General features: G+C 69.6%; 22 protein-coding genes. 8 read left to right on the forward strand and 14 right to left on the reverse strand.

Annotated elements, in window-relative coordinates; all coding sequences use genetic code 11:
• From DMC18_RS14200 to DMC18_RS14215, 4 genes are all read right to left on the reverse strand, one after another.
• On the reverse strand, positions 1-576 hold a 576-nt coding region (locus DMC18_RS14200; protein ID WP_233248159.1), incomplete at its 3' end, for a transglycosylase domain-containing protein.
• Positions 577-724: 148 nt separating this feature from the next.
• Complete coding sequence (locus DMC18_RS14205) at positions 725-5,752, reverse strand: alpha-2-macroglobulin (RefSeq protein ID WP_110133027.1); 5,028 nt, start codon at positions 5,750-5,752, stop codon at positions 725-727.
• A 95-nt stretch (positions 5,753-5,847) separates the two neighbouring features.
• Entirely contained in the window at positions 5,848-6,717 is an 870-nt protein-coding gene (locus DMC18_RS14210) for a carbonic anhydrase (protein WP_110122208.1), read from the reverse strand.
• Between the two features lie 81 nt (positions 6,718-6,798).
• Positions 6,799-7,272, reverse strand: coding sequence for an Lrp/AsnC family transcriptional regulator (locus DMC18_RS14215; protein ID WP_110122207.1), 474 nt, complete (start codon positions 7,270-7,272; stop codon positions 6,799-6,801).
• A 120-nt stretch (positions 7,273-7,392) separates the two neighbouring features.
• On the opposite strand from DMC18_RS14215, the gene ald reads away from it, so the two are divergent.
• Entirely contained in the window at positions 7,393-8,505 is a 1,113-nt protein-coding gene (gene ald / locus DMC18_RS14220) for an alanine dehydrogenase (RefSeq protein WP_110133028.1), read from the forward strand.
• 145 nt (positions 8,506-8,650) lie between these two features.
• On the opposite strand, the gene pyrF is transcribed toward ald, so the two are convergent.
• Positions 8,651-9,340, reverse strand: coding sequence for an orotidine-5'-phosphate decarboxylase (pyrF, locus tag DMC18_RS14225; protein ID WP_110122206.1), 690 nt, complete (start codon positions 9,338-9,340; stop codon positions 8,651-8,653).
• A gap of 87 nt (positions 9,341-9,427) precedes the next feature.
• Between pyrF and DMC18_RS14230 the strand changes: the two genes are divergently transcribed.
• Positions 9,428-10,126, forward strand: a complete 699-nt coding sequence (locus DMC18_RS14230) for a MarC family protein (RefSeq protein ID WP_110122205.1) — start codon at positions 9,428-9,430, stop codon at positions 10,124-10,126.
• A gap of 130 nt (positions 10,127-10,256) precedes the next feature.
• On the opposite strand, the gene DMC18_RS14235 is transcribed toward DMC18_RS14230, so the two are convergent.
• The 3 genes from DMC18_RS14235 to DMC18_RS14245 form a co-directional block, all read right to left on the reverse strand.
• Positions 10,257-11,057 (reverse strand): SDR family oxidoreductase, encoded by an 801-nt coding sequence (locus DMC18_RS14235; RefSeq protein WP_110122204.1) that lies wholly within the window; start codon positions 11,055-11,057, stop codon positions 10,257-10,259.
• A gap of 157 nt (positions 11,058-11,214) precedes the next feature.
• On the reverse strand, positions 11,215-11,823 hold the full coding sequence (locus tag DMC18_RS14240; RefSeq protein ID WP_110122203.1) for a flavodoxin family protein: 609 nt from the start codon (positions 11,821-11,823) through the stop codon (positions 11,215-11,217).
• A 158-nt stretch (positions 11,824-11,981) separates the two neighbouring features.
• Entirely contained in the window at positions 11,982-12,431 is a 450-nt protein-coding gene (locus tag DMC18_RS14245) for an Rrf2 family transcriptional regulator (protein ID WP_110133029.1), read from the reverse strand.
• Between the two features lie 175 nt (positions 12,432-12,606).
• Here DMC18_RS14245 and DMC18_RS14250 point away from each other — a divergent pair, with 175 nt between their 5' ends.
• The 4 genes from DMC18_RS14250 (at position 12,607) to DMC18_RS14265 (ending at position 17,125) form a co-directional block, all read left to right on the forward strand.
• On the forward strand, positions 12,607-14,601 hold the full coding sequence (locus DMC18_RS14250; RefSeq protein WP_110122201.1) for a potassium transporter Kup: 1,995 nt from the start codon (positions 12,607-12,609) through the stop codon (positions 14,599-14,601).
• A gap of 30 nt (positions 14,602-14,631) precedes the next feature.
• The gene (locus DMC18_RS14255; RefSeq protein ID WP_110122200.1) at positions 14,632-14,994 is read left to right on the forward strand and encodes a hypothetical protein; all 363 of its coding nucleotides are present in this window, start codon (positions 14,632-14,634) and stop codon (positions 14,992-14,994) included.
• 94 nt (positions 14,995-15,088) lie between these two features.
• A complete protein-coding gene (locus DMC18_RS14260; protein ID WP_110122199.1) occupies positions 15,089-16,315 on the forward strand; it encodes an argininosuccinate synthase in 1,227 nt (408 codons plus the stop codon).
• 144 nt (positions 16,316-16,459) lie between these two features.
• A complete protein-coding gene (locus DMC18_RS14265) occupies positions 16,460-17,125 on the forward strand; it encodes a DUF6624 domain-containing protein (protein WP_110122198.1) in 666 nt (221 codons plus the stop codon).
• On the opposite strand, the gene DMC18_RS14270 is transcribed toward DMC18_RS14265, so the two are convergent.
• From DMC18_RS14270 to DMC18_RS14280, 3 genes are all read right to left on the reverse strand, one after another.
• Positions 17,122-17,517, reverse strand: a complete 396-nt coding sequence (locus DMC18_RS14270; protein WP_110122197.1) for a hypothetical protein — start codon at positions 17,515-17,517, stop codon at positions 17,122-17,124. The two genes, DMC18_RS14265 and DMC18_RS14270, sit on opposite strands and share 4 nt — an antisense overlap.
• 5 nt (positions 17,518-17,522) lie before the next feature.
• The gene (locus tag DMC18_RS14275; protein ID WP_110122196.1) at positions 17,523-17,972 is read right to left on the reverse strand and encodes a hypothetical protein; all 450 of its coding nucleotides are present in this window, start codon (positions 17,970-17,972) and stop codon (positions 17,523-17,525) included.
• Positions 17,973-18,069: 97 nt separating this feature from the next.
• The gene (locus DMC18_RS14280; RefSeq protein ID WP_233245398.1) at positions 18,070-18,903 is read right to left on the reverse strand and encodes a phosphatase PAP2 family protein; all 834 of its coding nucleotides are present in this window, start codon (positions 18,901-18,903) and stop codon (positions 18,070-18,072) included.
• Between the two features lie 142 nt (positions 18,904-19,045).
• Here DMC18_RS14280 and DMC18_RS14285 point away from each other — a divergent pair, with 142 nt between their 5' ends.
• Both DMC18_RS14285 and DMC18_RS14290 read left to right on the forward strand, forming a co-directional pair.
• Entirely contained in the window at positions 19,046-21,121 is a 2,076-nt protein-coding gene (locus DMC18_RS14285) for a TonB-dependent receptor (RefSeq protein ID WP_199232579.1), read from the forward strand.
• A gap of 168 nt (positions 21,122-21,289) precedes the next feature.
• Positions 21,290-22,081: a SapC family protein gene (locus DMC18_RS14290; protein ID WP_110122193.1), complete on the forward strand. Its 792-nt coding sequence runs from the start codon at positions 21,290-21,292 to the stop codon at positions 22,079-22,081.
• Positions 22,082-22,166: 85 nt separating this feature from the next.
• Here the strand turns inward: DMC18_RS14290 and DMC18_RS14295 are convergent, their stop codons facing one another.
• From DMC18_RS14295 to DMC18_RS26945, 3 genes are all read right to left on the reverse strand, one after another.
• Positions 22,167-22,433, reverse strand: a complete 267-nt coding sequence (locus tag DMC18_RS14295) for a DUF1150 family protein (RefSeq protein ID WP_110122192.1) — start codon at positions 22,431-22,433, stop codon at positions 22,167-22,169.
• A gap of 80 nt (positions 22,434-22,513) precedes the next feature.
• Entirely contained in the window at positions 22,514-22,936 is a 423-nt protein-coding gene (locus tag DMC18_RS14300) for an Hsp20 family protein (RefSeq protein ID WP_110122191.1), read from the reverse strand.
• 260 nt (positions 22,937-23,196) lie between these two features.
• Positions 23,197-23,427, reverse strand: a 231-nt coding sequence (locus DMC18_RS26945) for a hypothetical protein (RefSeq protein ID WP_233248157.1), incomplete at its 5' end; no start/stop codon positions are given.

Below are 23,427 nucleotides of genomic sequence, written 5' to 3' on the forward strand. Positions count from 1 at the left end.
GGGCAGGGCGATCAGCAGCGCCTGCTCACCGTCGGTCAGGCTAGAGGGCTCGTGGCCGAAATAGGAAAGGCTGGCGCCGCGCACCCCTTCCAGATTGCCGCCGTAGGGGGCCAGGGTCAGGTAGAGCGCCAGGATCTCGTCCTTGCTCAGCCGGCTTTCCAGCTGCACGGCGCGGACCATCTCGATCAGCTTGGAGCCGAGATTGCGCGGCCGGGGCTCCAGCAGGCGGGCGGTCTGCATCGACAGGGTGGAGGCGCCGCTGCTGATCCGGCCATGGACGACCGCCGAGCCGGTCGCGCGGACCAGGGCGATCGGATCGACGCCCAGGTGCCAGCGGAAGCGGGCGTCCTCCACCGCGACCAGGCGCTTGAGGAACGTCGGGTCGGTGCGCTCGAGGTCGGTCCGCACCCGCCAGCGGCCGTCCTCGACCGGCAGGGCGCGCAGCCACGCCCCGCGTTCGCCCAGCACCACCGGCGAGGAACGCTTGGCGCGGCCCATGTCTGGCGGGAAGGCGGCGCTGAGGGCGAACAGCACGACCTGGGCGGCGAGGAAGCCGGTCAGCAGGCGCGTGATCAGCGGGACCTTCCCCTCCCCCGTGAGGGGGGAGGGGTCAGGGGTGGGGGTGGTTTCGGAGTTGGCGGGGGTCACGGCGCTTCACCTTCAAGCGCTGTCACCCCCATCCCCGGCCCTTCCCCCATCGAGGGGGAAGGGAGCTGTTCCAACATCACTGCCCCGCGATCGTCGTGCGGCCGGCGTCCGAGCGGGCGGCGATGCTCGGACGGTACATGTCCTTGGCCACGGCCCCGGGCAGGAAGAACTCGCCCGGCGTCACGGCCCGCGCGATGTAGGCCATGGCGAAGGGCTTGTTGCCCTCCAGGTCCAGCGCGGCGATGTAGCGGTCGTCGCGGCTTTCCTGGGCGTCGGGGCTGGACAGTTCGCCGAGGAACTTGAACGGCCCGTTCTGGGCGTCGTCGGCGCCCAGCGGGGCCTCGATCTCGAAGCCGGCCGGCAGGGCGTCGTCGACCACCAGGGCGGTCGAGCGGGCCTGCATCGACCGGCCCTGGATCAGCACGATCACCCGTTCTCCCTGGCGGATGGCGAAGGGATCGACCGCGCCGCCGCTCATCGTGAACAGGCGCTTGCTCACCGTCAGGCCGTTGCTGGAGGCCCCCGGAGCCACGATCGGCGTGCCGCGCACGCTGACCGTCCGCCACAGGGCGCCCTTGCCCTTGTTGGTGAACCTGGCGTCGGCCAGCTTGCCCACCGCCCAGCGCGGCGCCCCGCCCGCGGGGGGCAGGCCGATCACGCCCTGGGCGTCGATGCTGATCGGGCCGGCGGCCTTCATCAGCTGATGGGCGGCGAACAGAAGCTGGGCCTGTTCCTGGGTGTTCAGGGCGTCGGGATCCTTGACCACGTTCTCCAGGCGGCCTTGCAGGCGGGCGGCGACGTCGGTCTGGCCGGCCTGGACCGCCAGGGCCGTGACCGCGGCCACGTCGCGCAGCGGGCTCTGGTACCAGTCGTATTCGTCGCGCCAGTTCAGCGAGTTCACCGCCTGGCGCATGGCCGAGCGGGCCCGGGCGTGGTCGCCCATCAAAGCCAGACCGGCGGCCACCTGCGCCTTGGCCAGCGGCTGGTCCTCGTCCTTCATCTGCACGTCGTGCCACCAGCGCAGGCGGGCCAGGTCTCCACGCCCGGCCTTGGCCAGGACGTAGAGGGCGTAGGCGCTGGCCCGGCGGCGCATGCGTTCGGTGGCCTTCTTGCTGTCCTCGGGGCTGCGGCCCCACCAGGCCGGATATTCCAGCCGGTAGGAGACCGAGCTCCAGCCGTCGGGACGGCTGATCTGGCGCATGGCGTTCAGGGCCTTGTCCAGGGCCTCGTCGGGCACGGCCACGCCTTGGGCCTTGGCTTCCAGGAGGAAGTCGGTGGCGTAGGCGCCGAGCCAGGCGTCGGCCTCGCCGTCGCCGACCCGCCACAGGCCAAATGCCCCGTCGAGGGTCTGGCGATCCAGCAGGCGACCCACCGCGCCCGCCAGGGCGGCCGGGGTGCGCTTGAGCTTCGGATCGCTGGAGACGCTCTGGGCGTAGAGCAGCGGATAGGCGGTCGAGACCAGTTGCTCGGTGCAGCCGTAGGGGTAGCGTTGCAGGGCCACCGCGATCGCCGACGGGTCGAAGCCCTTGAACGGCGAGTAGCTGACCTGCAGCGTCACGTCCCCGGCCGCCAGGCCCGAGAGCAGCTGGTAGTTGGGCGTGTAGCTGGTTCCCGGAGCCTGCAGCTCGGTGGTGGTGCGCACCACGTCGCCCCAGCCCAGGCGGGTCTGGATCGGATAGTCCTTGGCGGTCGAGAAGCCGGGACCGCTGACCTTGAAGCCGATCTTGCCGATGCCGGTGACGTCGGGCGCCAGGAAGGGGATCTTCTCGGCGACGCGCTGGCCCAGGATCAGGGTGATCACCTTCTTGAAGGCGACCTTCAGCCCGCCCGAGGCGCTGGCTTCGGCGGTGTAGGCGCCGGGCTTGCCCTCGACATTGTGCAGCTCCAGCGTCGCGGTCGGCTTGTCGCCGGGCGACAGGAAGCGGGGCAGGTTGAGATCGGCGACCACCGGCTGGCGCACGGTCATGGCCTTGGAGCCCGAGCCGACGGCCTCGTCGGTCCAGGCCACGGCCATGATCCGCAGCTCGCCGTTGAAGTCGGCCGGTGGCAGCTTGATCACCGCCTTGCCGTCGAGGCCCGTCTCGACCACGCCGGACCACAGGGCCACGGTCTTGATCGGCGTGACCGTCAGGCCCTCGCCGCCCAGTTCGTCGCCGCCGAAATTGACGTTGGCCGGCGCGCCCATGTTCGGGTCGAGCAGGCGGCCGTAGTCGTCACGGTAGTCGAGCGTCAGGGCCCGCTTGCCGAAGTACCACTTCACCGGATCGGGGCTGTCCTGGCGGGTCAGGCGCAGCACGCCCTCGTCCACCGCCGCGACGGTGACCCGGGCCTTCTGGCCGAAGCCCAGGCCCTGCACCTTCAGCGGGATCTCGACCGGCGCCTTGGAGTCGATCTTGGCCGGCGTGCCGATGTCGACCACCAGCTTGCGGCCCTTCGGCTCCAGCGGCACGTAAACGAGGCCCAGGGCCCGCTTGGGCTTGGGCGAGGCGACCGGGTCGCGCGGCTGGATGACGGTGACCATCACATAGGCCCCGCCGCCCCAGGCGGCGCTGGTCTTCAGCTTCACGGTCGCGCCGTTCTCGCCGACCGACACGGTCTTGAAGTCGATCAGGCGGTCGGTGGCCACGGCCACCTGGGCCTGGCCGGCATAGGGCGCCTTGAGGGTGATCTCGACGGTGTCGCCTTGCGCATAGGCCTTGGTCCCGGCCGACACGCGGACATAGTCGGGCGCCTCGGCGTCCTTGGCCGGCGAGCCCCAGCCCGACGAGAAGCGGGTGATGGTCTTGCTGCCGTCGGCGCCCTCGACCACCAGGCGATAGTCGCCCCAGCCGAGGCGGCGGTTGACGCGACCCGACTGGCCGGCCGAGAGGTTCAGCGCCCCCTTCATGACCACGGCGTCGCGGCTGGTGCGCCGCCACTGCCAGCGGCCGTCCTGCTGGAACCAGTCGTAGTTCCAGTTCTCGCTGATCAGGGTGTAGTTGGCGGTGGTCGAGATCCGCTTGCCGGCGGCGTCGACGGCGATGATCTCGAGGCTGACGGGCGGATCGCCGTTCTTGGCCTCGCCCTGCTCGACCTTGACCCCGTAATAGACCGGCTTGCCGCGGACCTTCAGCTCCAGGCCCTCGCGCACCGGCCGGCCGCCAGGCTCGAACACGGAAGCCGTGACCGCCGCGACCAGGGGCTGGCCGGTCTCGCCGACGTCCGATGTGCCCAGGTTCAGCACCGCCCGGCCCTCGCCGTCGGTGACGGTGTTGCCCAGCTCGATCAGCTTCTCGTCGAACGGCTCCTGGGCGTCGCCCCACTCGAAGCCCTTGTATTGCGGGAAGGGATCGGTGTCGCGGCGCAGGCGGGCCTCGCCCTGCGTCTGCAGGCCCGAGCCCGGCGCGCAGTAGAGGAAGCGGGCCGAGACGTTGATCTGGCGGGTTTCGCCGATGCGGACCGGGGCGCTCTCCTGGCCGGTGGCGGTGACCGCCAGGCGTTGGGGCGCGAAGTCCTCGACGCTGAAGCTCAGCGAACCCGACGAGGCCTCGATGCCCTCGATGTGCAGTTCGGCGGTCCAGCGGCCGCGCGGGGCGCTGCGGGGCAGGGCGATGTCGATCGGCACGGCGCCGGCGTTGGCCTGGCCGAACCACCAGCGCTTGTACTCCACGCCCGAGGGGCGCTTGACCAGGATATAGCCCTTGCGGTCGTTCACCGCCTTGGCTAGGCGGTCGCGGACCATGGCCGTCAGGTGCACGGTCTCGCCGGGACGATAGATGCCGCGGTCGGCATAGAGCCAGCCGTCGATGTCGGTCTTGGCCTCGCGGCCGCCCTCGCTCTCGGTGCGGCCGCCGACGCCCTGCTTGGACAGGTCCACCGGCGAGCGGTCGAGGTCGAGCACCGACAGGTCCCCTTGGGGTCCATAGGCCATGACCATCTTGGCGCGCTCTGCGCCTTCGCCTTCCAGCAGCGGACGGGCGAAGCGCACGCGGCCGTCGGCGTCGCTCTTGACCTCGGCCAGGGGCTCGCCGTCGCGGGCGACCAGGGCCACGCGCACGCCCGACACGGTCTTGGCGGTCTTCAGCGAGCGGACCACGACGTCCAGCGCTTCGGAGCCGTCATAGGCGATCAGGGCCATGTCGGTGAACACGATCCAGCGCCGGGCCTGGGCCGGCGGGGTGTCGCCCTCGCCGTCGGGATCGCGGCCGCCCGAGGCGTCGCGGGCCTTGATGACATAGGCGCCGGCCTTCATCTCCTTCAGCACCGCGCCCAGCGGGAAGACGGTGGTCGCCTTCTGGCCGGCGGCGCCGTCGACATTGACCTCGCCCTTCCAGATGCGGCGGCCGTCGTCATTGGGGCTGTCGTCGCCGTAGTCGCTGTTCCAGTCGCCCTCGCCGGTGGGGTCGGGAGCGCTGATCGACTTGCGGACCAGGTTGCGGTCCGACACGCGCCAGACCTCCACGGCCAGCTTGGAGACGTTCATGGTCTCGATGGCGACGCCGTCGGACTCCTCGCGCGGCAGGATCACCCCATCGCCGGCGAAGCCCACGTAAGGCGGCTTCTCCCCGAAGGTGAAGTCGACGTCGGCGTTGGCGCCCAGGGTGTCGCCGCCCTTGGCGGGCAGGCCCTTCAGCAGGGTGACGCGGTGGTCGGTGAAGCCGATGCCGCCGACGCACAGCTCGTCGCCCTTGACCCGCACGGCCGGGGTGCGGCCGAGGTCGGGCGAGACCATGACGAAGTCGGCATAGGTCTTGGACGGGTCGAGGTCCCGGCTCATCTGGATGCAGGCCAACGGATCGCCGCCGGAGCTGTCGATGCGGGTGCGCCAGACGGCGAAGCCTTCGGGCTTGGGAACGCCGCGCCGGCGGGCGCCGGCGTCGCGCGGCTTGCCGAACAGCGACCAGGCCTCGCCCTTGACAGCGCCGCCGCTGGCCGCGGCCTTGCCGCCGCCACCGCCGAACCAGCCGAGATCGGCGGTCTTGGCGGCCACGAAGCCGCCGCCGAAGCCGAGGACGAGCGCGACCGCCGCCACGGCCGCGGCCGGGGTCAGCAGGTGGGGTTTCAGACGGGTCCAGACGGAGGACTTGGCCGTGCCGCTGCCCTGCGGCGTCTCGTCCGTCGACATCCGTCGTCTCTCCCAAAGCGAAGTGATTTGGGGGGACTTGAACCTAAGCGCGAGCGGGGGTCAACGGCGCCGCCGTGACATCCCGCCCGGTAGCATCATACGTCGAACTTCACCTGCGCCGTCGACAGGTCGTAGCAGGCCGAGATGATCTTCAACCGGCCCTGGGCGACGCGCTCGGCGAGCGTGCCGTCGGCCACCTTCAGGCGGGCGGCGGTGTTGCGGACGTTGCGGCGGATGGCGGCGTCCTGCAGGTCGGAGGGATGCTCGCTTTCGGCGTCGAACACCGCCGGCAGGATCGGCAGGACCATGTCCTGCAAGGCCCCGTGCAGGTGGGCGTGCTTGGTGGCGACGTCCACGGCCGCGCCCACGGCGCCGCACTTGGTGTGGCCCAGCACGACGACGAGCGGCGCGCCCAGGTGCTCGACGGCGTAGAGGATCGAGCCCAGGCCCTCGGGGCCGACGGTCGAGCCGGCCACGCGGACGATGAACAGTTCGCCCAGATTGCAGTCGAAGATCAGTTCGGGCGCGGTGCGGCTGTCGCTGCAGCCGACGATGACGGCGAACGGCTTCTGGCCGCCGGCCATTTCCGAGATGCGGGCGGCCGAGGGCAGCACCAGGCTGGCGCCGCCGCGGGCGAAGATGGCGTTGCCGTGCTTCAGGCGACCCAGCGCCTCGTCCGGGCTGACGGCCGGGGCGGGCGGCTCGACCTTGACGCCGGAGACCTGGGTCGCGCCCGGCGCGGCGTGGCCTTCCTCGCCCTCCATCGGCGGCACGCTGGCGACGGCCTTGTCCAGCGCGGCCTTGTCGGCCGGCTGGGTGGCCAGCGCCTTGGTGACGCGGCGGGCCTTGCGGGCCTTGGGCGTCACCGCCGGCAGCTCAGGCACGTGCAGGCCTTCGGCCCAGGCGATCGCGGGCGCGGCCAGGCCAGCGCCAAGCACGCCCAGCAGGGAGCGTCGAGAAACCATGGTCTTCCCCCGAAGACGGTGAATGTCGGGGGCGACCCTAGGCGAAGGAGGGTTAATCCCCCGGCAACGCTGACGTTGTCGCTAAAGCGGCAATTCGACGCGTTTGACCACGGTGCGCATGGCGATCGACGAACTGACCCGCACCACGCCGGGGATCCGGGTGAGTTCCTGGCTGTGCACCCGCTCCAGGTCGTCGACGTCGGCCACCACCAGCCGCAGCAGATAGTCCGAGCCGCCGGTCATCAGGTAGCACTCGGCGACCTCGCGCACGCTCGCCACCGCTTTCTCGAAGGCGGTCAGGGCGGCCTCGGCCTGGGACGACAGGGTGACGGTGACGAAGACGCTGAGCGGCAGGCCCACGGCCCGCTCGTCGATAACCGCGGCGTAGCGGCCGATGACCCCGGAATCCTCCAGCGCCCGCACCCGCCTAAGGCAAGCCGATTCCGACAGATTGGCCGCCCTGGCCATGTCGACATAGCTGGCGCGGCCTTCGCGTTGGAGCAGGCGGAGGATCTTTCGGTCGAAGACGTCGAGCGTCACCGGGGATTTCTTCAACGAACCGGCCCTTTCACGCAGGATTCCTGCATACACCGTTATCCCACGAACGAAAGAACCAAGAAACCTGCGAACGGAGAGGCGTACACCAGCGTTAAAGCCATAAACCGAGGAAACATCATGCGCGTCGGCGTCCCCTCCGAGATCAAACCGGGCGAGCACCGGGTCGGCCTGACCCCCACCGCCGTCCGTGAGTATGTCGCCCATGGCCACCAGGTGCTGGTGCAGCAGGGCGCAGGGCTAGGCGCCGGCTATGCCGACGACGCCTATGTGAAGGCCGGCGCGACCATCGCCCCCGACGCCGACGCGGTGTTCGCGGGCGCCGAGATGATCGTGAAGGTCAAGGAGCCCCAGAAGATCGAGTGGGAGCGCCTGACCGATCGCCACATCCTCTTCACCTACCTGCACCTGGCGCCCGATCCGGCCCAGACCGAGGGCCTGCTGAAGAGCGGCTGCGCGGCCATCGCCTATGAGACCGTCACGGACGCCAAGGGCGGCCTGCCGCTGCTGGCCCCGATGTCGGAAGTGGCCGGCCGCATCGCCGTGTTCTCGGCGGCCGAGACCCTGCTCAAGCACAATGGCGGCATGGGCCTGCTGCTCAGCGGCGTGCCCGGCGTGCCGCCGGCCCGCGTGGTGGTGCTGGGCGGCGGCGTGGTCGGCTCCAACGCCGCCCGCATGGCCGCCGGCCTGGGCGCCGAGGTGGTGGTGCTGGAACGCTCGATCCCGCGCATGCGCGAGCTGGACGACCTCTATCAGGGCCGGATCCTGACCCGCTACTCGACCTTCGCCGCGGTGGAGGAAGAGATCCTCAAGGCCGACGTGATCATCGGCGCGGTGCTGACCGCCGGCGCCGCCGCGCCGAAGCTGGTGCGTCGCGAGCACCTTGCCAAGATGAAGCCGGGCTCGGTGCTGGTCGACGTGTCGATCGACCAGGGCGGCTGCTTCGAGACCAGCCACCCGACCACCCACGCCGAGCCGACCTACACGGTCGACGGGGTCGTCCACTACTGCGTGGCCAACATGCCGGGCGCGGCCCCGCGCACCTCATCGGAAGCCCTGGGCAACGCGACGCTGCCGTTCGGCCTGGCCCTGGCCGACAAGGGCCTGGACGCGCTGAAGACCAACGTCCACCTGGCGCGCGGCCTCAACGTCCTGGGCGGCAAGCTGACCCACCCGGCCGTCGCCCAGGCGCTGGGCAAGGAGTCGGTGGATCCGTACGGGGCCTGGGCTTAACGCTCAGATCCTCCCCCTCTGGGGGGGGCAGAGGGCCGGAGGGGGCTGGCGCGGCGCTGACCCCCTCAGTCGCCCATTCTTCATACCTGGCCGGCCTGTGGCCGGCCAAAAGGCCGACAGCTCCCCCGGAGGGGGAGCATCAGCTTTACGCCCCCGCCATCTCTGCGATCACCTTCAGCGCCGCCTCGCGCGGGTCGTTGGCCGCCGTGATCGGGCGGCCGCAGACCAGATGGCTGGCGCCGGCGGCGATGGCGTCGGCGGGGGTGGCGGCGCGGGCCTGGTCGTTCTTGGCCGACCAGAACGGGCGCACGCCCGGCGTCACCACCAGGAAGTCCGGCCCGCCGATCTCGCGGGCCAGGGCGGCTTCGTGCGGCGATGAGACGATGCCGTCGACGCCGCATTCCACGGCCTGGCGGATGCGCCGCTCGACCAGGGCGCGGGTGCTGAAGGCGTAGCCCATCTCGATCAGATCAGCGTCGGTCAGGCTGGTCAGGACGGTGACCGCCAGGATCTTCAGGTCCGAGCCGGCCTTGGCCTTCACGGCGGCGCGCATCACCTGCGGTTCGGCGTGGACGGTCAGCAGGTCGCAGCCGGCCCCCGCCAGCACGCGGGCCGAACGCTCCACCGTCGCGCCGATGTCGTGCAGCTTCCAATCGAGGAACACCTGCTTGCCGGCCTTCTTGAGGTCGCCGGCGAAGCTCATGCCGTCGGTGGCCAAAAGCTCCAGGCCGATCTTGTAGAACGACACCGCGTCGCCCAGCTGGTCGACCATGCCGCGGGCGTCGGCGACCGTGGGCAGGTCCAGCGGAACGATCAGGCGCGGATCGGCGGTCATTTCAAGGCTCCGGTGTTGGCGCGCGAGCCCGCATCGCTCTAGAGAGAGCGACGTTTCCCGCACAGGCATGAAGGTTGAGGACGTCGAATGAGCCAGGCCGAACTCGCCGTCAACTTCTTCGTCGCCCTGTTCGCCCTGATCGACCCGATCGGCAACGTGCCGCTGTTCGCCGCCGCCACCCTCGGCGCGGCCTCGGCGGGCCGGCGGATGGTGGCCGTCTATATCGGCCTCTTCGTCCTGGCCTTCCTGGTGTTCTTCTACTTCACCGGCGTTTCCCTGCTCGAGTTCTTCGGCATCTCGATGCCGGCCTTCCGCATCGCCGGCGGGATCATCCTGTTCATTCTCGGCCTGGACATGGTGCGCGACGACTTCACCACCATGTTCGCCGACGCCGCCGAGGGCGAGACCGAGGTGCTGTCTGCCCGGGTCTACGCCAAGAAGCGGTTCGAGCGGCTGATCGTGCCGTTCGCCATGCCGCTGCTGATCGGCCCGGGCGCGATCTCGACCGTGATCATCTATGCCAGCGAGGCCAAGCACCTGGGGCTGGCCGGCATGGCCCTGGGCGTCGGGGTGATCGCGGCGGTGTCGGTGGTGCTGGTCGCCACCTTCTGGGCCGCGCCGGTGATCAGCAAGGTGCTGGGCCGCATCGGCATGAGCATCGTCGTGCGGGTGCTGGGCCTGATCCTCTGCGCCCTGGCGGTGCAGTTCGTGCTGATCGGCGTGGGCGACGCGACGCGCGGCCTGATCCGGGCGGACGCCAAGGCGCCGTACGCGGCGGAGAAATAAAAACCCTCTCCCTGAAGGGAGAGGTGGCCGCGAAGCGGTCGGAGAGGGAAGGCTTTGCTGAGGCGGGAGCTTACTTCCCCCTCTGTCGCCTTCGGCGACACCTCCCCCTTCAGGGGGAGGGTCTTGGAACTCAAACCTTCCGGAACTTCCCGCCCTGGCTGGCGATCAGGGCCAGGGCCCATTCGTCCGGGATGATCTTGGCCAGCACGGCGATGGCCTTGTTGGGCGCGCCGGTGACGCAGACCGGGCGGTTGGCCTCGGCGGCCTCGTAGCCGGCGGCGGCGACCTCGTCGGCGCCCAGCCACATCCAGGCCGGCAGGCTCTGGCTGACCTGGGCGCGGGTGCCGTTGACGTCGTGGAATTCCGACAGGGTGAAGCCGGGGCAAAGGGCGCTGACGTGCACGCCGGTCGACAGGTTCTCCAGGTGCAGGCTCTGGGAGAACTTCACCAGGAAGCTCTTGGTGGCCGCATAAAGGGTGTGGCCGGCGGAGCCGGGCGCCAGGCCCGCCAGCGAGGCGACGTTGACGATGCGGCCGAAGCGGCGCTCGACCATGCCGGGAAGCACCTTGTGCGTCAGGGCGCAGACCGAGGTCAGCATCACCTGCAGGAAGGTCGACTGGTCGGCCCAGGTGGTCTTGTCGTAGGCGCCGGGCAGGCCATAGCCGGCGTTGTTCACGAGGGCGTCGATCTCGCGGCCCTCGGCGGCGATTCCCGCCAGCACCGTATCGACGCCGGCCGGATCGGCCAGGTCGGCGGGAATCGCGTAGGCCTCGACCCCGAAGCGCATGCGGATCTCGGCGGCCAGGGCCTCCAGCCGGTCGAGCCGGCGGGCGGTCAGGGCCACGTCATAGCCGTGGCTGGCGTAGATGCGGGCGAAGGCGGCCCCGATGCCGGCGGAGGCGCCGGTGATCAGGGCGAGGCGGCGGGCCATGTCGTGAAAGGTCCTGCGAACGAAGCGTCGCCGGAGTCGAGCACGCCGGACCCGCCGGTTCAAGCGGGGGGCGGAGGAACGACCGTCGGGGGGCGGGGTCGATCGTTCCTCCGCGAGGGGCGCGCCACTGAGGGGAGGACGGCGCGCCCGGTATCGCTTAGGCCGCGTCGCTGAGCGCCGGCTGGGCGCCGCGGGTCCAGCGGACGGCGGCTTCGGCCACGCGGACGCCGAGCAGGCGGGCGGTCTCGCGGTCGCCGGCCGGCGGGGTGATCTCCGGCGAGGCGTTGTCCGACTGGGCGGCCAGGCCGACGAACGAGCCCACGCGGTTGATGGTTTCCGGACCACGCTCGGCGGCGGTGACGTTCGGCGGGGCGATGCCGAGGTTGATCCAGTTCATGCCGTGCTGGGCGGCCAGGATCGCCAGGCTGTTGAGGGCGTGGGCCTTGTCGCCGGAGAAGCTGTGCGAGTTGGTGAAGCCCGCGGCCAGCTTGTCCTTCCAGGCGCCGGTGAAGAAGGCGGCCGAGGAGGCGTCGGCGAAGACTTTGAACACGCCCGAGACGTCGCCCATGTAGGTCGGCGCGCCGAACACCACGGCGTCGGACTCGGTCACGGCGTCGAGGATCGGCTTGAAGTCCTGGCTCGCGCTTTCGATGGCGAGCAGAACCGGGGTCTGGCCGGCGTCGCGGACGCCCTGGGCGACCTTGTCGGCGAGGACGGCGGTGTGGCCGTAGCCCGAGTGATAGACGATGGCGACCTTGGTGGTCATGGCGGATGTCCCCTGAGGAGAAAGATGTTTTCCGAACAGGAACTGTATCGGTAGCGATTACGTAATAGCGCCCCCGATCGGCGCCAGGGGTAATCGCAACAATTTCGGGTGCAGTTTTTCTGCGTGCCGCTTTCAGGGCGTCTTTAGGCAGGCCGCCTTCAGGCGCTCTGCAGCACGGCCTCGCGCTCGGCCGGGTCGGCCAGCAGGTCGGCCACAGAGATGCGCGACAGGCGCTCGGCGGCGGCGGCGTCGGCGGCGATCAGGGCCGCGCGGACGGCGTCGGGGATCCGCGCGCCGACGGGGCAGCCCTTCACGCCTGGGGGAGCTGTGCCCAGGTTGGCGCAGCCGTGGACGGCGCGCAGCACGGTGTCGAGGGTGATGTCCGTCGCGGGCTTCAGCAGCCAGGCGCCGCCGTTGGCGCCGGCGCGCGCGCCGATCAGTCCCGCCTTGCCGAGCATGGCGGTGACGCGCCGCACCACCACCGGATTGGTGGGGACGGAGGCCGCGAGTTCGGCGCTGGCCACGGCGCGGTCGGGGCTGAAAGCCTCCTTGTGCGCCAGATAGGCCAGGGCGTGAGCGGCGACGGGGAACTTCTGACTGTCGGACATGATCTTCTGCTAAGTCCGGAACGTAAGGGGGGAACGCGCGCGTTGAAACAAAAACCGTAAAGGCGCGCGGCCAAGGTCGCGATTGAACCCGGATCGGATTGGGTGTATCGCGCCCCGCTTGATCGATATGGGGCTTCGCGCGAGATTTTCGAGGGCGCGGCCCCGGAGGGATTGAATGGCTTCCGAAGCCTCCGGCGTTTCGACCTCTGAGAACGCCTCCGTCGCGGCGTGCGACATTCCCCAACAAGGCGGCTCCGCCAATGGTCACGGTCCAAAGGGCCATGGCGTGTTCGCGCTCGCCTTGGGCTCCGTCGGGGTCGTGTTCGGCGACATCGGCACCAGCCCGCTCTACGCCTTCAAGGAGGCGCTGCACGTCACCGCCGCCGACGGCGTGACCCGGGCCGAGATCCTGGGGATCGTGTCGCTGGCCCTGTGGGCGCTGATCCTGGTCGTGACGATCAAGTACGTGCTGTTCATCATGCGCGCCGACAACAAGGGCGAGGGCGGGGTGCTGTCGCTGATGGCCCTGGCCCAGCGGGCCATGGGCCGGCGCACGGCCCTGGTGTTCGGCCTGGGCGTGATCGGGGCGGCGCTGTTCTACGGCGACGCGGTGATCACCCCGGCGATGTCGGTGCTGTCGGCGGTCGAGGGCCTGCGGACCATCCCGGCGCTCGAGCACGGCATCAGCACCGAGGCGGTGCTGCTGATCGCCACGGTGATGCTGCTGGGCCTGTTCTTCATCCAGAGCCGCGGCACGGCCAAGGTCGGCCAGCTGTTCGGCCCGGTCTGCGCCGTATGGTTCGCGGTGATGGCGGCCCTGGGCGTCTACCACCTGTTCGACCACCCCGGCGTGTTCCGGGCCATCAACCCCTATTACGCCGTCCACTTCCTGCAGCACCACGGCATGGCCGGCTTCATCGTGCTGGGCGCGGTGTTCCTGACCGTCACCGGGGCCGAGGCCCTGACCGCCGACATGGGACACTTCGGCCGCTGGCCGATCCAGGCCGCCTGGCTGTTCTACGTGCTGCCGTGCCTGGCGCTGAACTATCTGGGCCAGGGCGCCCTGGCGCTGAACACCCTGGTCGCGGCCGAGCGGGCGGGCGTGCCGTTCCAGGAACTGAACTGGTTCTTCGAGATGGCGCCCGACTTCCTGCGCCTGCCGCTGGTCATCCTGGCCGGCGCGGCCACGGTCATCGCCAGCCAGGCGGTGATCACCGGCGCCTTCTCGCTGACCCAGCAGGCGATCCAGCTGGGCCTTCTGCCGCGGATGGACGTGCGCCGCACCTCGGAGACCCAGTCGGGCCAGATCTTCGTGCCGCAGCTCAACACCATGCTGCTGCTGGGCGTGCTGGCGGTGATGTTCACCTTCAAGACCTCGTCGGCCATGGCCCACGCCTACGGCCTGGCGGTGACCGGCACCATGGTCGTCACGACCGCCATGGCCTTCATCGTCATGCGCCAGCTGTGGAAGTGGCAGCTGCCGGCGGCCCTGGCCTTCCTGATCCCGTTCATGACGCTGGATCTGGTCTTCCTGAGCGCCAACGCCCTGCGCTTCTTCACCGGCGGCTGGCTGCCGGTGCTGATCGGGGCGGCCCTGTTCACGATCATGGCCACCTGGGTGCGCGGCAGCCAGATCCTCAGCGAGAAGACCCGCCGGGATTCCGTGCCGCTCGCCGACCTGATGGAGATCCTGCGCGCCCGGGCCCCGCACCGCGCGCCCGGCACGGCGATCTTCCTGACCTCCGACCCGGACATGACCCCGGTCGCCCTGATGCACAACCTCAAGCACAACAAGGTGCTGCACGAGCGCAACGTGGTGCTGACCGTGCGCACGGCCGAGACGCCGCGCGTGCCCGAGGAGGAGCGGATCAAGACCTTCAAGGTCAACGAGGACTTCAAGAAGGTCGAGATCTACTACGGCTTCATGGAAAGCCCGAACGTGCCCAAGGCGCTGGCGCTGCTGCGCAAGCAGCAGGGGCTGAAGTTCGACATCATGGCGACCAGCTTCTTCCTCGGCCGCCGCTCGATCGTGCCGTCGGCCAATTCGGGCATGCCCCTGTGGCAGGATCGGCTGTACATCTTCCTGATGAAGAACGCGGCCAATCCGACCGACTTCTTCAAGATCCCGCCAGGCCGCGTCGTCGAGCTCGGCGCCCAAGTGACCGTATAGGCAAGCGACCGCGTGAGGCTGACCTTCTAGATGGATATTCTCGGCGTCATCGGCGACGTGTTGTGGATCCTGGCCCTGTCGATCATGGCCGGGGCGTCGCGCATGGCCTGGAGCAAGATCCCCAAGGGCGAGCCGACCCCGGTGGCCTGGTCGCCCAAGGGCGCGACCCTGCTGCGCCTGCCGCGCGGCCCGGCCCTGGTGCTGCTGCCGGCCGGCGCCTTCGCCATCAGCCTCTACCTGCTGGTCGAGAGCCGCCAGGCCGAGGATCTGACCCTGCGCCTGACCATGCTGGGCCTGCGCGCCACCCTGGCGGCGATCCTGGCGGTGATCCACCTGACCCAGGTGCGCCGGGCGCTGAACCAGCTGGCCGAAGAGGGCAAGATCCGGCTCTAGTTCCACGCCGGTTCCGCCGTGTGTTTCCCTCGTCGCAAAAGCGCGCTAAACGCCCCGCGACTTTGTGTTTTCGCCTTCGACAAGGACCCCGCTCATGGCCGACAAGCCCGTGAAGAAGGTCGTGCTCGCCTATTCGGGCGGTCTCGACACCTCGATCATCCTCAAGTGGCTTCAGACCGAGTACGGCGCCGAGGTCGTGACCTTCACCGCCGACCTGGGCCAAGGTGAAGAGATCGAGCCCGCCCGCGCCAAGGCCCTGGCCGCCGGCGTGAAGCCCGAGAACATCTTCATCGAGGACGTGCGCGAGGAGTTCGTGCGCGATTTCGTGTTCCCGATGTTCCGCGCCAACACGGTCTACGAAGGCCAGTACCTGCTCGGCACCTCGATCGCCCGCCCGCTGATCGCCAAGCGCCAGATCGAGATCGCCCGCCAGGTCGGCGCCGACGCCGTCAGCCACGGCGCCACCGGCAAGGGCAACGACCAGGTCCGCTTCGAGCTCGGCTATTACGGCCTGGAGCCCGACATCCACGTGATCGCCCCCTGGCGCGAGTGGGACTTCAAGTCGCGCGAAGCGCTGCTGGAGTTCGCCGAGAAGCACCAGATCCAGATCGCCAAGGACAAGCGCGGCGAGGCGCCGTTCAGCGTCGACGCCAACCTGCTGCACAGCTCGTCGGAAGGTAAGGTCCTGGAAGACCCGGCGGTCGAGGCCCCCGAGTTCGTCCACATGCGCACTATTTCGCCTGAGGACGCGCCGGACGCCCCGACGGTGATCACGATCGACTTCGAGAAGGGCGACCCCGTCGCCATCGACGGCGTGGCCATGAGCCCGGCGACTCTGCTGACCAAGCTGAACGAGCTGGGCCGCGACAACGGTATCGGTCGCCTCGACCTGGTCGAGAACCGCTTCGTCGGCATGAAGTCGCGCGGCGTCTACGAGACCCCGGGCGGCGCCATCCTGCTGGCCGCCCACCGCGGCATCGAGAGCATCACGCTCGACCGCGGCGCCATGCACCTGAAGGACGAGCTGATGCCGAAGTACGCCGAGCTGGTGTACAACGGCTTCTGGTTCACGCCGGAGCGCCAGATGCTGCAGGCGGCGATCGACTACAGCCAGGAGAAGGTCACCGGCCGCGTCCGCGTGAAGCTCTACAAGGGCAACGTCACGGTCATCGGCCGCGAGAGCCCCTACAGCCTGTACGACCAGGACCTCGTCACCTTCGAAGAGGGCAAGGTCGCCTACGATCACCGCGACGCCGGCGGCTTCATCAAGCTCAACGCCCTGCGCCTGCGCGTGCTGGCCAAGCGCGACCGGCGCGGCTGAGGCTTCTCGAAGCTTCGATAGGATCGAGCCCCGCCGGAAACGGCGGGGCTTTTTCTTTGGCCGTCGGACCGGACGCCGTCGCCATGATTGCGCCGTGAGTTCTTACGACCTTCGCGATCGAGGTTGGGCGAGGGGAAAGCGGACATGATCCGTGCGGGACTGATCGCGATCGTGATGCTGGCCGCCGGGTCGGCCGGGGCGGCGGACTCGCCGGCCGTGGCCAGAGCGCGGGTCGAGGCCCAGGCGCTGACGGCCAGGGAGGGGCTGATCGAGGAACTGGGCGGCATGGGCGCGGTCGACCAGGCGACGCGCGTCACCTTCCTGGCCGTGCGCAAGACCGCCTCGCCCGAGGATCGCCAGGCGCTGGACGCGGTCTGGGCCGAATATTATGCGCCGATCGACCGGCGGCACACCGAGCGGCTGAAGGTGCTGCTGGCCGGGCGCGGCTGGTTCACGCCCGAGGAGGTCGGCCAGCGCGCCGCCGACGGCGCCTTCCACATCGTCAACCACTCGCCCGACCTGGCTTTCCAGAAGGAGGCCCTGGCCAAGATGGAGGTGCTGGTTCCGGCCGGGCGGGCGCCGAGCGGCTACGCCAATCTCTACGACCGCATCGCCGATCAGGAAGGCCGGCCGCAGCGCTACGCCACCCAGCGGGCGCGCTGCGTCGACGGCCGCTATGGGATGCCGGCCGATGTCGAGGACCCGGCCAGCCTCGAGCAGCGGCGCGCGGCCCTGGGCCTGCAGCCGATGGCCGAATACCTGAAGGGCCTGGACGAGATGTACGGCCGCTGCGATCCGCCGAAGGGCTAGCTCGCCGCCGTCCCGCCGCCCGCCGGCTGCACCAGATTCGGGGCCAGGTTGATGCCGGTCCTGTTGTAGATCACCCAGCCGACCACCTGGAACACGGTGTTCAACAGGGTCTGGCTCAGCACCAGGGTCATGAACTTGGTGAACTGGAGGGTCTGGTTGAAGGCCAGTTCCTGGTTGTGAAGGATCAGGTCGGCGGCTTCCGGCGTGATCTGGTGGTTGGCCAGGGCGGTGCGGGTCTGGATCGCGGCCTCGGCCAGGCTGCGCAGATAGCCCGGCACGACGCTCTTGTTGGCGTTCCACCAGTCGGTGGCGGTGGCGCCCAGCTGCTGTTCCAGCACGGTCGCCAGCTCGTCGGCGTTGTCGACCTGCAGGGTGGAGAAGTCGATCGACATAAGGGCTATCTCGGCTTCATGGCGGTGACGGCCTTGGCCGCCTGGTCGCAAGCGACCATCATGGCGGTGGTCGCGCCGGTGTTGGGGATGATCCCGGCCATCTGGTGCAGTTGGGCCAGGCCCTTGACCTGGGCGCTGCAGCCCTGGATCAGCGACACTTCCGCGGCGATGGCCTTCTGGGCGGGGCGGGCGGCGTAGGGCTGGCTGCCCGCGCGCACGGCGGCGACCGCCAGGGCGGCCTGGATGTCGGCATAGGTCGCGATCGCGCCGGCATAGGTGGCCTTGTCGGCGTAGAGGCCCATCTCACCCTCGGCCGCCAGCTTGGCCACGCCCTCGTAGGCGGTGGTGATCTTCGTATCGAGGACGGGGTCGTCGGGCGGGGCGAACACTGCGCAGCCGCCCACGGCGACGACCGACAGGACGCAGGCCGCGCCGCGTCGCATGGTCTGGAACATTCAGCCCTCCCCCGAAAGGGCGCCAGGGTGGCGCCCCGCCGAAGGGGGCTCAAGCTCAAAGTTGTATCGGTCTGTCACGCGTCCTTGGGACGATTTGTCAGCCGCCGCAGCCGGTGGGCGGGCCCTCGGCCTTGGAGGCGGCGATCTCGGCCCTGGCCTTTTCCAGGTCGGCCTCGAAGGCCGGGTCGGCGTGCAGCCGCGCCACCATCACCCCGCCCAGCAGGCGGCCGGCCTCCAGGTCGCTGGGAAAGTGGACGCCGCAGATCACCCGGCTGTCGCCGAATTCGCGGCCGCGGGCGGTGATCTGGGCGGCGCGGTCGGGCACGAGCTCGGCCAGGACCAGGCCCCACGACCAGCCGACCAGGGCATGGCCGGACGGATAGGAGCCCTCGGTCTGGATCCAGCTCTCGCGCGGCACGCAGATCGGCTTGGTGTTGCCCACCGGCGGGCGAGGCCGCGAGAAGGCCTGCTTGGCCGGGCGATAGATGGTCCCGGCGTCGTCGGTCATGCGCAGCAGCAGATTGGCCAGGGTCGGGGTCTTCTGCGGATTGATCGTCACCCGCGCGGCGCAGGAGAAGCTCTTGAAGCCGTTGGCGCCCGACAGGTCGGCGTCGGCCACCGCCTTGTCCCAGGCCGGCGTGCCCGCCAGCTTGCGGGTGTCATCATAGGCGGCGCGGTCGGCCTTGCCGCGCGGCGAGTCCGGCGTCGGCGGCGGGCCGACGATCCCCGGCGCGTCGAACGGTTCGGCCAGGGTCAGGTAGCCCTTCGGCGGCTTGGTCCAGGTGCTCGACCCGCCGGCCTCGGCATAGGTCTTTGCCTGGGTCTGGGCGGGGCTTTTCGGCGAGGCGTCGCCGGTCAGCTGGGCGCAGCCGGCGAGCAGGCCGGCGACCGAGATTGCGGCCGAAAAGGGGAGCGCAGACGAAAAACGCATCATGGAAAGCCCGAACTGAGGTCGTGAAGACACAGAAAGCCGCCTCGTGCTCGCGTCAAGCGAAAGCGGATTGACGGCGAGATATGTTATTTCATAACAGAAGGCGAGCCGCTCCCCCGGCCAGTTCCAGGATCCGTCGTTCATGACCCGCCGCCTCACGACCCGCCGCAACGCTTTCGCGGCCGCCAGCCTCCTCGCGCTCGCCGCCGCGACCATGGGCGCCGCCCCCGTGTGGGCCGCCGATGCGACCGCCGCCCCGGCCGATCCCGCCGCCGATCCGACCGACACCGCCGTCTCGCAGGTGGTGGTCACCGCCGCTCCCTACGCCGTCTCGCTCGACACCGTGACCAGCAGCGTCAACGTGCTGACCCGCGACAAGCTCGACACCGCCCCGCCGGCCGGCCTCGGCGACGTGCTGAACGGCCTGCCGGGCCTGCGCTCCACCTTCTACGGTCCCGGCGCCTCGCGTCCGGTGATCCGGGGCCTGGCCGGCCCGCGGGTGATGGTGCTGCAGAACGGCGTCGGCCAGGTCGACGCCTCGTCGCTGTCGCCCGACCACGCTGTGGCCTCCGATCCCGCCGAAGCCTCGCGCATCGAGGTGCTGCGCGGCCCGTCCACCCTGGCCTATGGCGGCTCGGGCATCGGCGGCGTGGTCAACATGATCGACGACCGCGTCCCCGCCAGCCGCGCCGAGAACGGCGTCGAGGGCCGCATCGCCGCCTCGGCCTCGTCCGTCGATGACGGCTGGGGCGTCAGCGGCGCGGCCAAGTTCAACGCCGGCCCGCTGGTCTTCGCCGTCGACGCCGACCGCCGCCGCAGCGACGACTATTCGGTCCCGACCTCGCCGGTCTCCTCGCGCCTGGCCGCCCGCGACGGCCTGACCGTCGATCCGGAAAAGACCGTCCGCAACACCGACGTCGAGATGGACGCCTACGGCGCCGGCGTCTCCTATGTGCACGACAAGGGTTTCTTCGGCCTGTCGGTCAAGCGCACCGACACCACCTACGGCGTGCCCTACGAGCAGATCCTGGCCCCCATCGACCCCGACGCCGAAGGCCCGGTCTCGATCCACCTGCAGCAGACCCGCTACGACCTGCGCGGCGAGCAGGAGCTCGACAATCCGTGGTTCGAAAAGGTGCGCGTCTCCATCGGCCATGCCGACTACGAGCACGCCGAGGTCAGCGTCGAGGACGGCGAGGTCGGCACCCGCTTCCTGTCGGACGGCACCGAGGGCCGCGTCGAGCTGGTCCATCGCGAGCATGACGGCCACCAGGGCGCCATCGGCTTCCAGGCCCTGAGCCGCAGCTTCGAGGCGATCGGCGACGAGGCGTTCGTGCCCAGCGTCGACATCAAGGAATACGGCGTCTTCACCCTGCAGCGCCTCGATCGCGGCGACTGGGGCGTGGACGCGGGCCTGCGCTTCGACACCCGCTCGCTGGAGACGGCGACCCAGAAGCGCGACTTTGACAACGTCTCGGCCTCGCTGGGCGTGTTCTACAAGCCCGCCGAGCACCAGTTCTACGCCCTGACCCTGTCGCGCAACGGCCGCGCCCCGACCGAGTTCGAACTGTTCGCCGACGGCCCGCATCCGGGCACCGGCGGCTACGAGAAGGGCGACGACAGCCTCGATTCCGAGACCGTCACCTCGCTGGAAGGCACCTATCGCTGGACCGGCGCGCGCCTGCGCGTCGAAGGCCACCTGTGGGGCGCCTGGTACGACAACTTCATCGAGGAAGCCCCGACCGGCGCCGAGGAAGATAACCTGCCGGTGTTCCAGTACTACCAGACCGGCGCCAAGTTCCACGGCGCCGAGTTGGAGGTCGGCTGGAACGCCTGGCGCTCGGGCGAGCAGGCCGTGCGCCTGGAAGGCGTGGCCGACTATGTGCGCGGCTCCACCGACCTGGGCGCGCCGGCCCGCATCCCGCCGTGGTCGGTGACCGGCCGGGCGATCTGGACCGTTTCGCGTGTCGAGAGCGAACTGGAAGTGCGCCATGTCGCCGAGCAGGACCGCGTGGCGACCTACGAGCTGCCGACCGACGCCTATACGGTGGTGAACCTGAAGGTGACGGTGAAGCCCTTCGCCGACGAGCCGCTGCGCCTGTTCCTCGAAGGCCGCAACCTGACCGACGAGGAAGTGCGCGAGCACGCCTCGTTCCTGAAGGACATCGCCCCGTCGCCGGGCCGTTCGATCCGTACCGGGATCGCCTGGAAGTTCTAGGCCGGCCAGGGTCCCGGCCTTCGCTCGCGAGGCGAGGGTCGGGACGGCGATTCCCTCTCCGGAGGTGTCGATTGCCGGGATATCGCAGATCGGCTAGAAGCGCTGACCACCAAAGGCCGCCTAAGCGATAGAGCGTCCGTTCTTCTTAGCCCTTCTGTAGAGCTTCTTATGGAAACGACCCAGTCCGCCGGCGGCATCACCGGCAACGTTCTCTTCTACTCGACGCCCGAGCCGCTGAACCGCGAGCAGCATGGCGCGCTGGGCCTGGTCCACAAGGACAAGCCCTACGGCTTCGCCGCCGCCGGCACCGCCGTGCCGCTGACGGTCACGGAATTCGGCCCCGCGGGCCTGTCCTATCCGATCATCTTCGCCGGCGACGAGCGCGTTCCGCTGGCCGTGATGGGTCTGAACCAGGGCGAGAACCTGTTCATCCACGCCGACGGCTCGACCGAAGTCGGCGTCTACATCCCGGCCTATGTCCGCCGCTATCCGTTCGTGCTGGCCAATGACGACGCCCAGGGCCGGATGATCGTCTGCATCGACCGCGGTTCGAACCTGCTGGCCGAAGGCGGCGAGACCCCGCTGTTCGACGCCAAGGGCGAGCCGACCGAGTACACCCAGAACTGCATCAAGTTCTGCGACGACTTCGAAGTCGAACGCCGCCGCACCGACTCGTTCGTGCAGCTGCTGAAGGACAACGACCTCTTCGAACTGAAGAAGGCCACCTTCACGCCGGCCGGTCCGGATGGCCAGCCGGGCGAGCCGCAGGTCGTCGCCGAATACTACGGCGTCTCGGAAGACAAGCTGAACGCTCTGCCGGTCGAGAAGCTGAAGGAACTGCAGTCGACGGGCGCCCTGGCCCAGATCTACGCTCACCTGGTGTCGCTGGTCGGTTGGGATCGCCTGATCGCCATCACCATGTTCCGCCAGCAGCAGGCGCCGGCCGCCAACCTCAACTGAGGTCGGTAGTCGCATAAAAGAAGAAGGGCGGCGGATCGCAGGATCCGCCGCCCTTTTCGTTTGGGCCGTCTTCCGGTCCGAAGGCCTAGTGCACCGAGACCGGCGCCAGTTCGTGGGCCAGGGCGGCGGCCACGGCCGCGTCGCGGTCGGTCAGCACCGCCAGGCGGGCCCCGTCGGCCCGGCACACCGCATAGAGCGTCTGGTCGGGGGCCAGATCGAAGTCCTCCACGCCCTCGGGGGCGTCGGCGAGGATCTCGGCCGCCTTGATCGGGCGCACATAGACGAGGTCGGGCGCGCCCAGCGCGGCGAAGGCCTCGGTCGAGAAGAACGGCGTGTGCGAATTGGGCGTCATGTGACCACCTCCTTCGATAGGGGAACGCCCCGAAGGCCCTGCGGTTCAGCCGAGCTTCGGAAGGGCGATTGCAAAGGGCTTCAGCCCTGCGAGCGGATGGGGATTTTCTTGACCAGCCGTTCGGGCGGCGGGCGGGCGACGTCGACGTGCAGCAGGCCGTGCTCGAGGGTGGCGGCCGAGACCTCCATGCCTTCCGCCAGCACGAAGGTGCGCAGGAAGCCGCGGGCGGCGATTCCCCGGTGCAGATAGGCGCGGTCGATCTCGCCCTTGCCGTCGCCGTCGCGGCGGCCGGCGACGACCAGTTGGCCGCCCTCGACGGTGACCTGCAGCTGGTCGGGCGAGAAGCCGGCCACGGCCAGGGTGATGCGCACCCCCTCGTCGGTCTGCTCGACATTATAGGGCGGATAGCTCTCGCCGGCGGCCTTGGCGGCGCGCTCGATCAAATCTCGGGTGTGTTCGAAGCCCAGGAGAAAGGGGCTGTCGAACAGGATCGTCCGGGTCATGCGAAGTCCTTCGCTTCAAGCGACTTCGTTCGCGGAGGTCCGGGGCCCTGGAGCGGCGCCCCGATTCCGCAACGTCTCCAGGAAGTGGCGATGGGGCGCCGGCGGTTCAAGGCGCGGGGCCTGCCGGGCTCTGCATCAGGCTCTCTATAGAGGCGGCGTGAAGACCGCCCGGCGCGGCCCCGCGTCGCGTCATCCCCAGGTCTTGCGCGGGTCCTGGGAGGGGCGTGCGGATTCACGCTTGTCATCCTTCCGTCACGCGCCTATATGCGCCGCTCGCTCGGAACGGCGCTGACGAAGACGCTCGAAACGAGGCCGAAAGGCCCTTGCTTCGGTTGGATCTCATCGCTAAGTTCCGCGGCCTCAATCGACTCGGGCAGCTGGATTGCCGACGACCTCAGGGTCTTCGGGAGGGAGCGCTTTTGTTGCTTTTCGGGGAGCTTCGGTTCTTCGGAAGATGATGAAAAGAGTTGGTTGACTGGGCAGGATTGCTT

Origin of the sequence: Caulobacter sp. D5 (assembly GCF_003185805.1) — a bacterium.
Classification (GTDB): domain Bacteria; phylum Pseudomonadota; class Alphaproteobacteria; order Caulobacterales; family Caulobacteraceae; genus Caulobacter.

What these genes read in the sequence shown, in the direction of transcription:
- DMC18_RS14205 (WP_110133027.1), bottom strand. Translation starts at nt 5,752, where the DNA reads ATGTCGACGGACGAGACGCCGCAGGGCAGCGGCACGGCCAAGTCCTCC.
- DMC18_RS14210 (WP_110122208.1), bottom strand. Translation starts at nt 6,717, where the DNA reads ATGGTTTCTCGACGCTCCCTGCTGGGCGTGCTTGGCGCTGGCCTGGCC.
- ald (WP_110133028.1), top strand. Translation starts at nt 7,393, where the DNA reads ATGCGCGTCGGCGTCCCCTCCGAGATCAAACCGGGCGAGCACCGGGTC.
- pyrF (WP_110122206.1), bottom strand. Translation starts at nt 9,340, where the DNA reads ATGACCGCCGATCCGCGCCTGATCGTTCCGCTGGACCTGCCCACGGTC.
- DMC18_RS14230 (WP_110122205.1), top strand. Translation starts at nt 9,428, where the DNA reads ATGAGCCAGGCCGAACTCGCCGTCAACTTCTTCGTCGCCCTGTTCGCC.
- DMC18_RS14235 (WP_110122204.1), bottom strand. Translation starts at nt 11,057, where the DNA reads ATGGCCCGCCGCCTCGCCCTGATCACCGGCGCCTCCGCCGGCATCGGG.
- DMC18_RS14240 (WP_110122203.1), bottom strand. Translation starts at nt 11,823, where the DNA reads ATGACCACCAAGGTCGCCATCGTCTATCACTCGGGCTACGGCCACACC.
- DMC18_RS14245 (WP_110133029.1), bottom strand. Translation starts at nt 12,431, where the DNA reads ATGTCCGACAGTCAGAAGTTCCCCGTCGCCGCTCACGCCCTGGCCTAT.
- DMC18_RS14250 (WP_110122201.1), top strand. Translation starts at nt 12,607, where the DNA reads ATGGCTTCCGAAGCCTCCGGCGTTTCGACCTCTGAGAACGCCTCCGTC.
- DMC18_RS14255 (WP_110122200.1), top strand. Translation starts at nt 14,632, where the DNA reads ATGGATATTCTCGGCGTCATCGGCGACGTGTTGTGGATCCTGGCCCTG.
- DMC18_RS14260 (WP_110122199.1), top strand. Translation starts at nt 15,089, where the DNA reads ATGGCCGACAAGCCCGTGAAGAAGGTCGTGCTCGCCTATTCGGGCGGT.
- DMC18_RS14265 (WP_110122198.1), top strand. Translation starts at nt 16,460, where the DNA reads ATGATCCGTGCGGGACTGATCGCGATCGTGATGCTGGCCGCCGGGTCG.
- DMC18_RS14270 (WP_110122197.1), bottom strand. Translation starts at nt 17,517, where the DNA reads ATGTCGATCGACTTCTCCACCCTGCAGGTCGACAACGCCGACGAGCTG.
- DMC18_RS14275 (WP_110122196.1), bottom strand. Translation starts at nt 17,972, where the DNA reads ATGTTCCAGACCATGCGACGCGGCGCGGCCTGCGTCCTGTCGGTCGTC.
- DMC18_RS14280 (WP_233245398.1), bottom strand. Translation starts at nt 18,903, where the DNA reads ATGCGTTTTTCGTCTGCGCTCCCCTTTTCGGCCGCAATCTCGGTCGCC.
- DMC18_RS14285 (WP_199232579.1), top strand. Translation starts at nt 19,046, where the DNA reads ATGACCCGCCGCCTCACGACCCGCCGCAACGCTTTCGCGGCCGCCAGC.
- DMC18_RS14290 (WP_110122193.1), top strand. Translation starts at nt 21,290, where the DNA reads ATGGAAACGACCCAGTCCGCCGGCGGCATCACCGGCAACGTTCTCTTC.
- DMC18_RS14295 (WP_110122192.1), bottom strand. Translation starts at nt 22,433, where the DNA reads ATGACGCCCAATTCGCACACGCCGTTCTTCTCGACCGAGGCCTTCGCC.
- DMC18_RS14300 (WP_110122191.1), bottom strand. Translation starts at nt 22,936, where the DNA reads ATGACCCGGACGATCCTGTTCGACAGCCCCTTTCTCCTGGGCTTCGAA.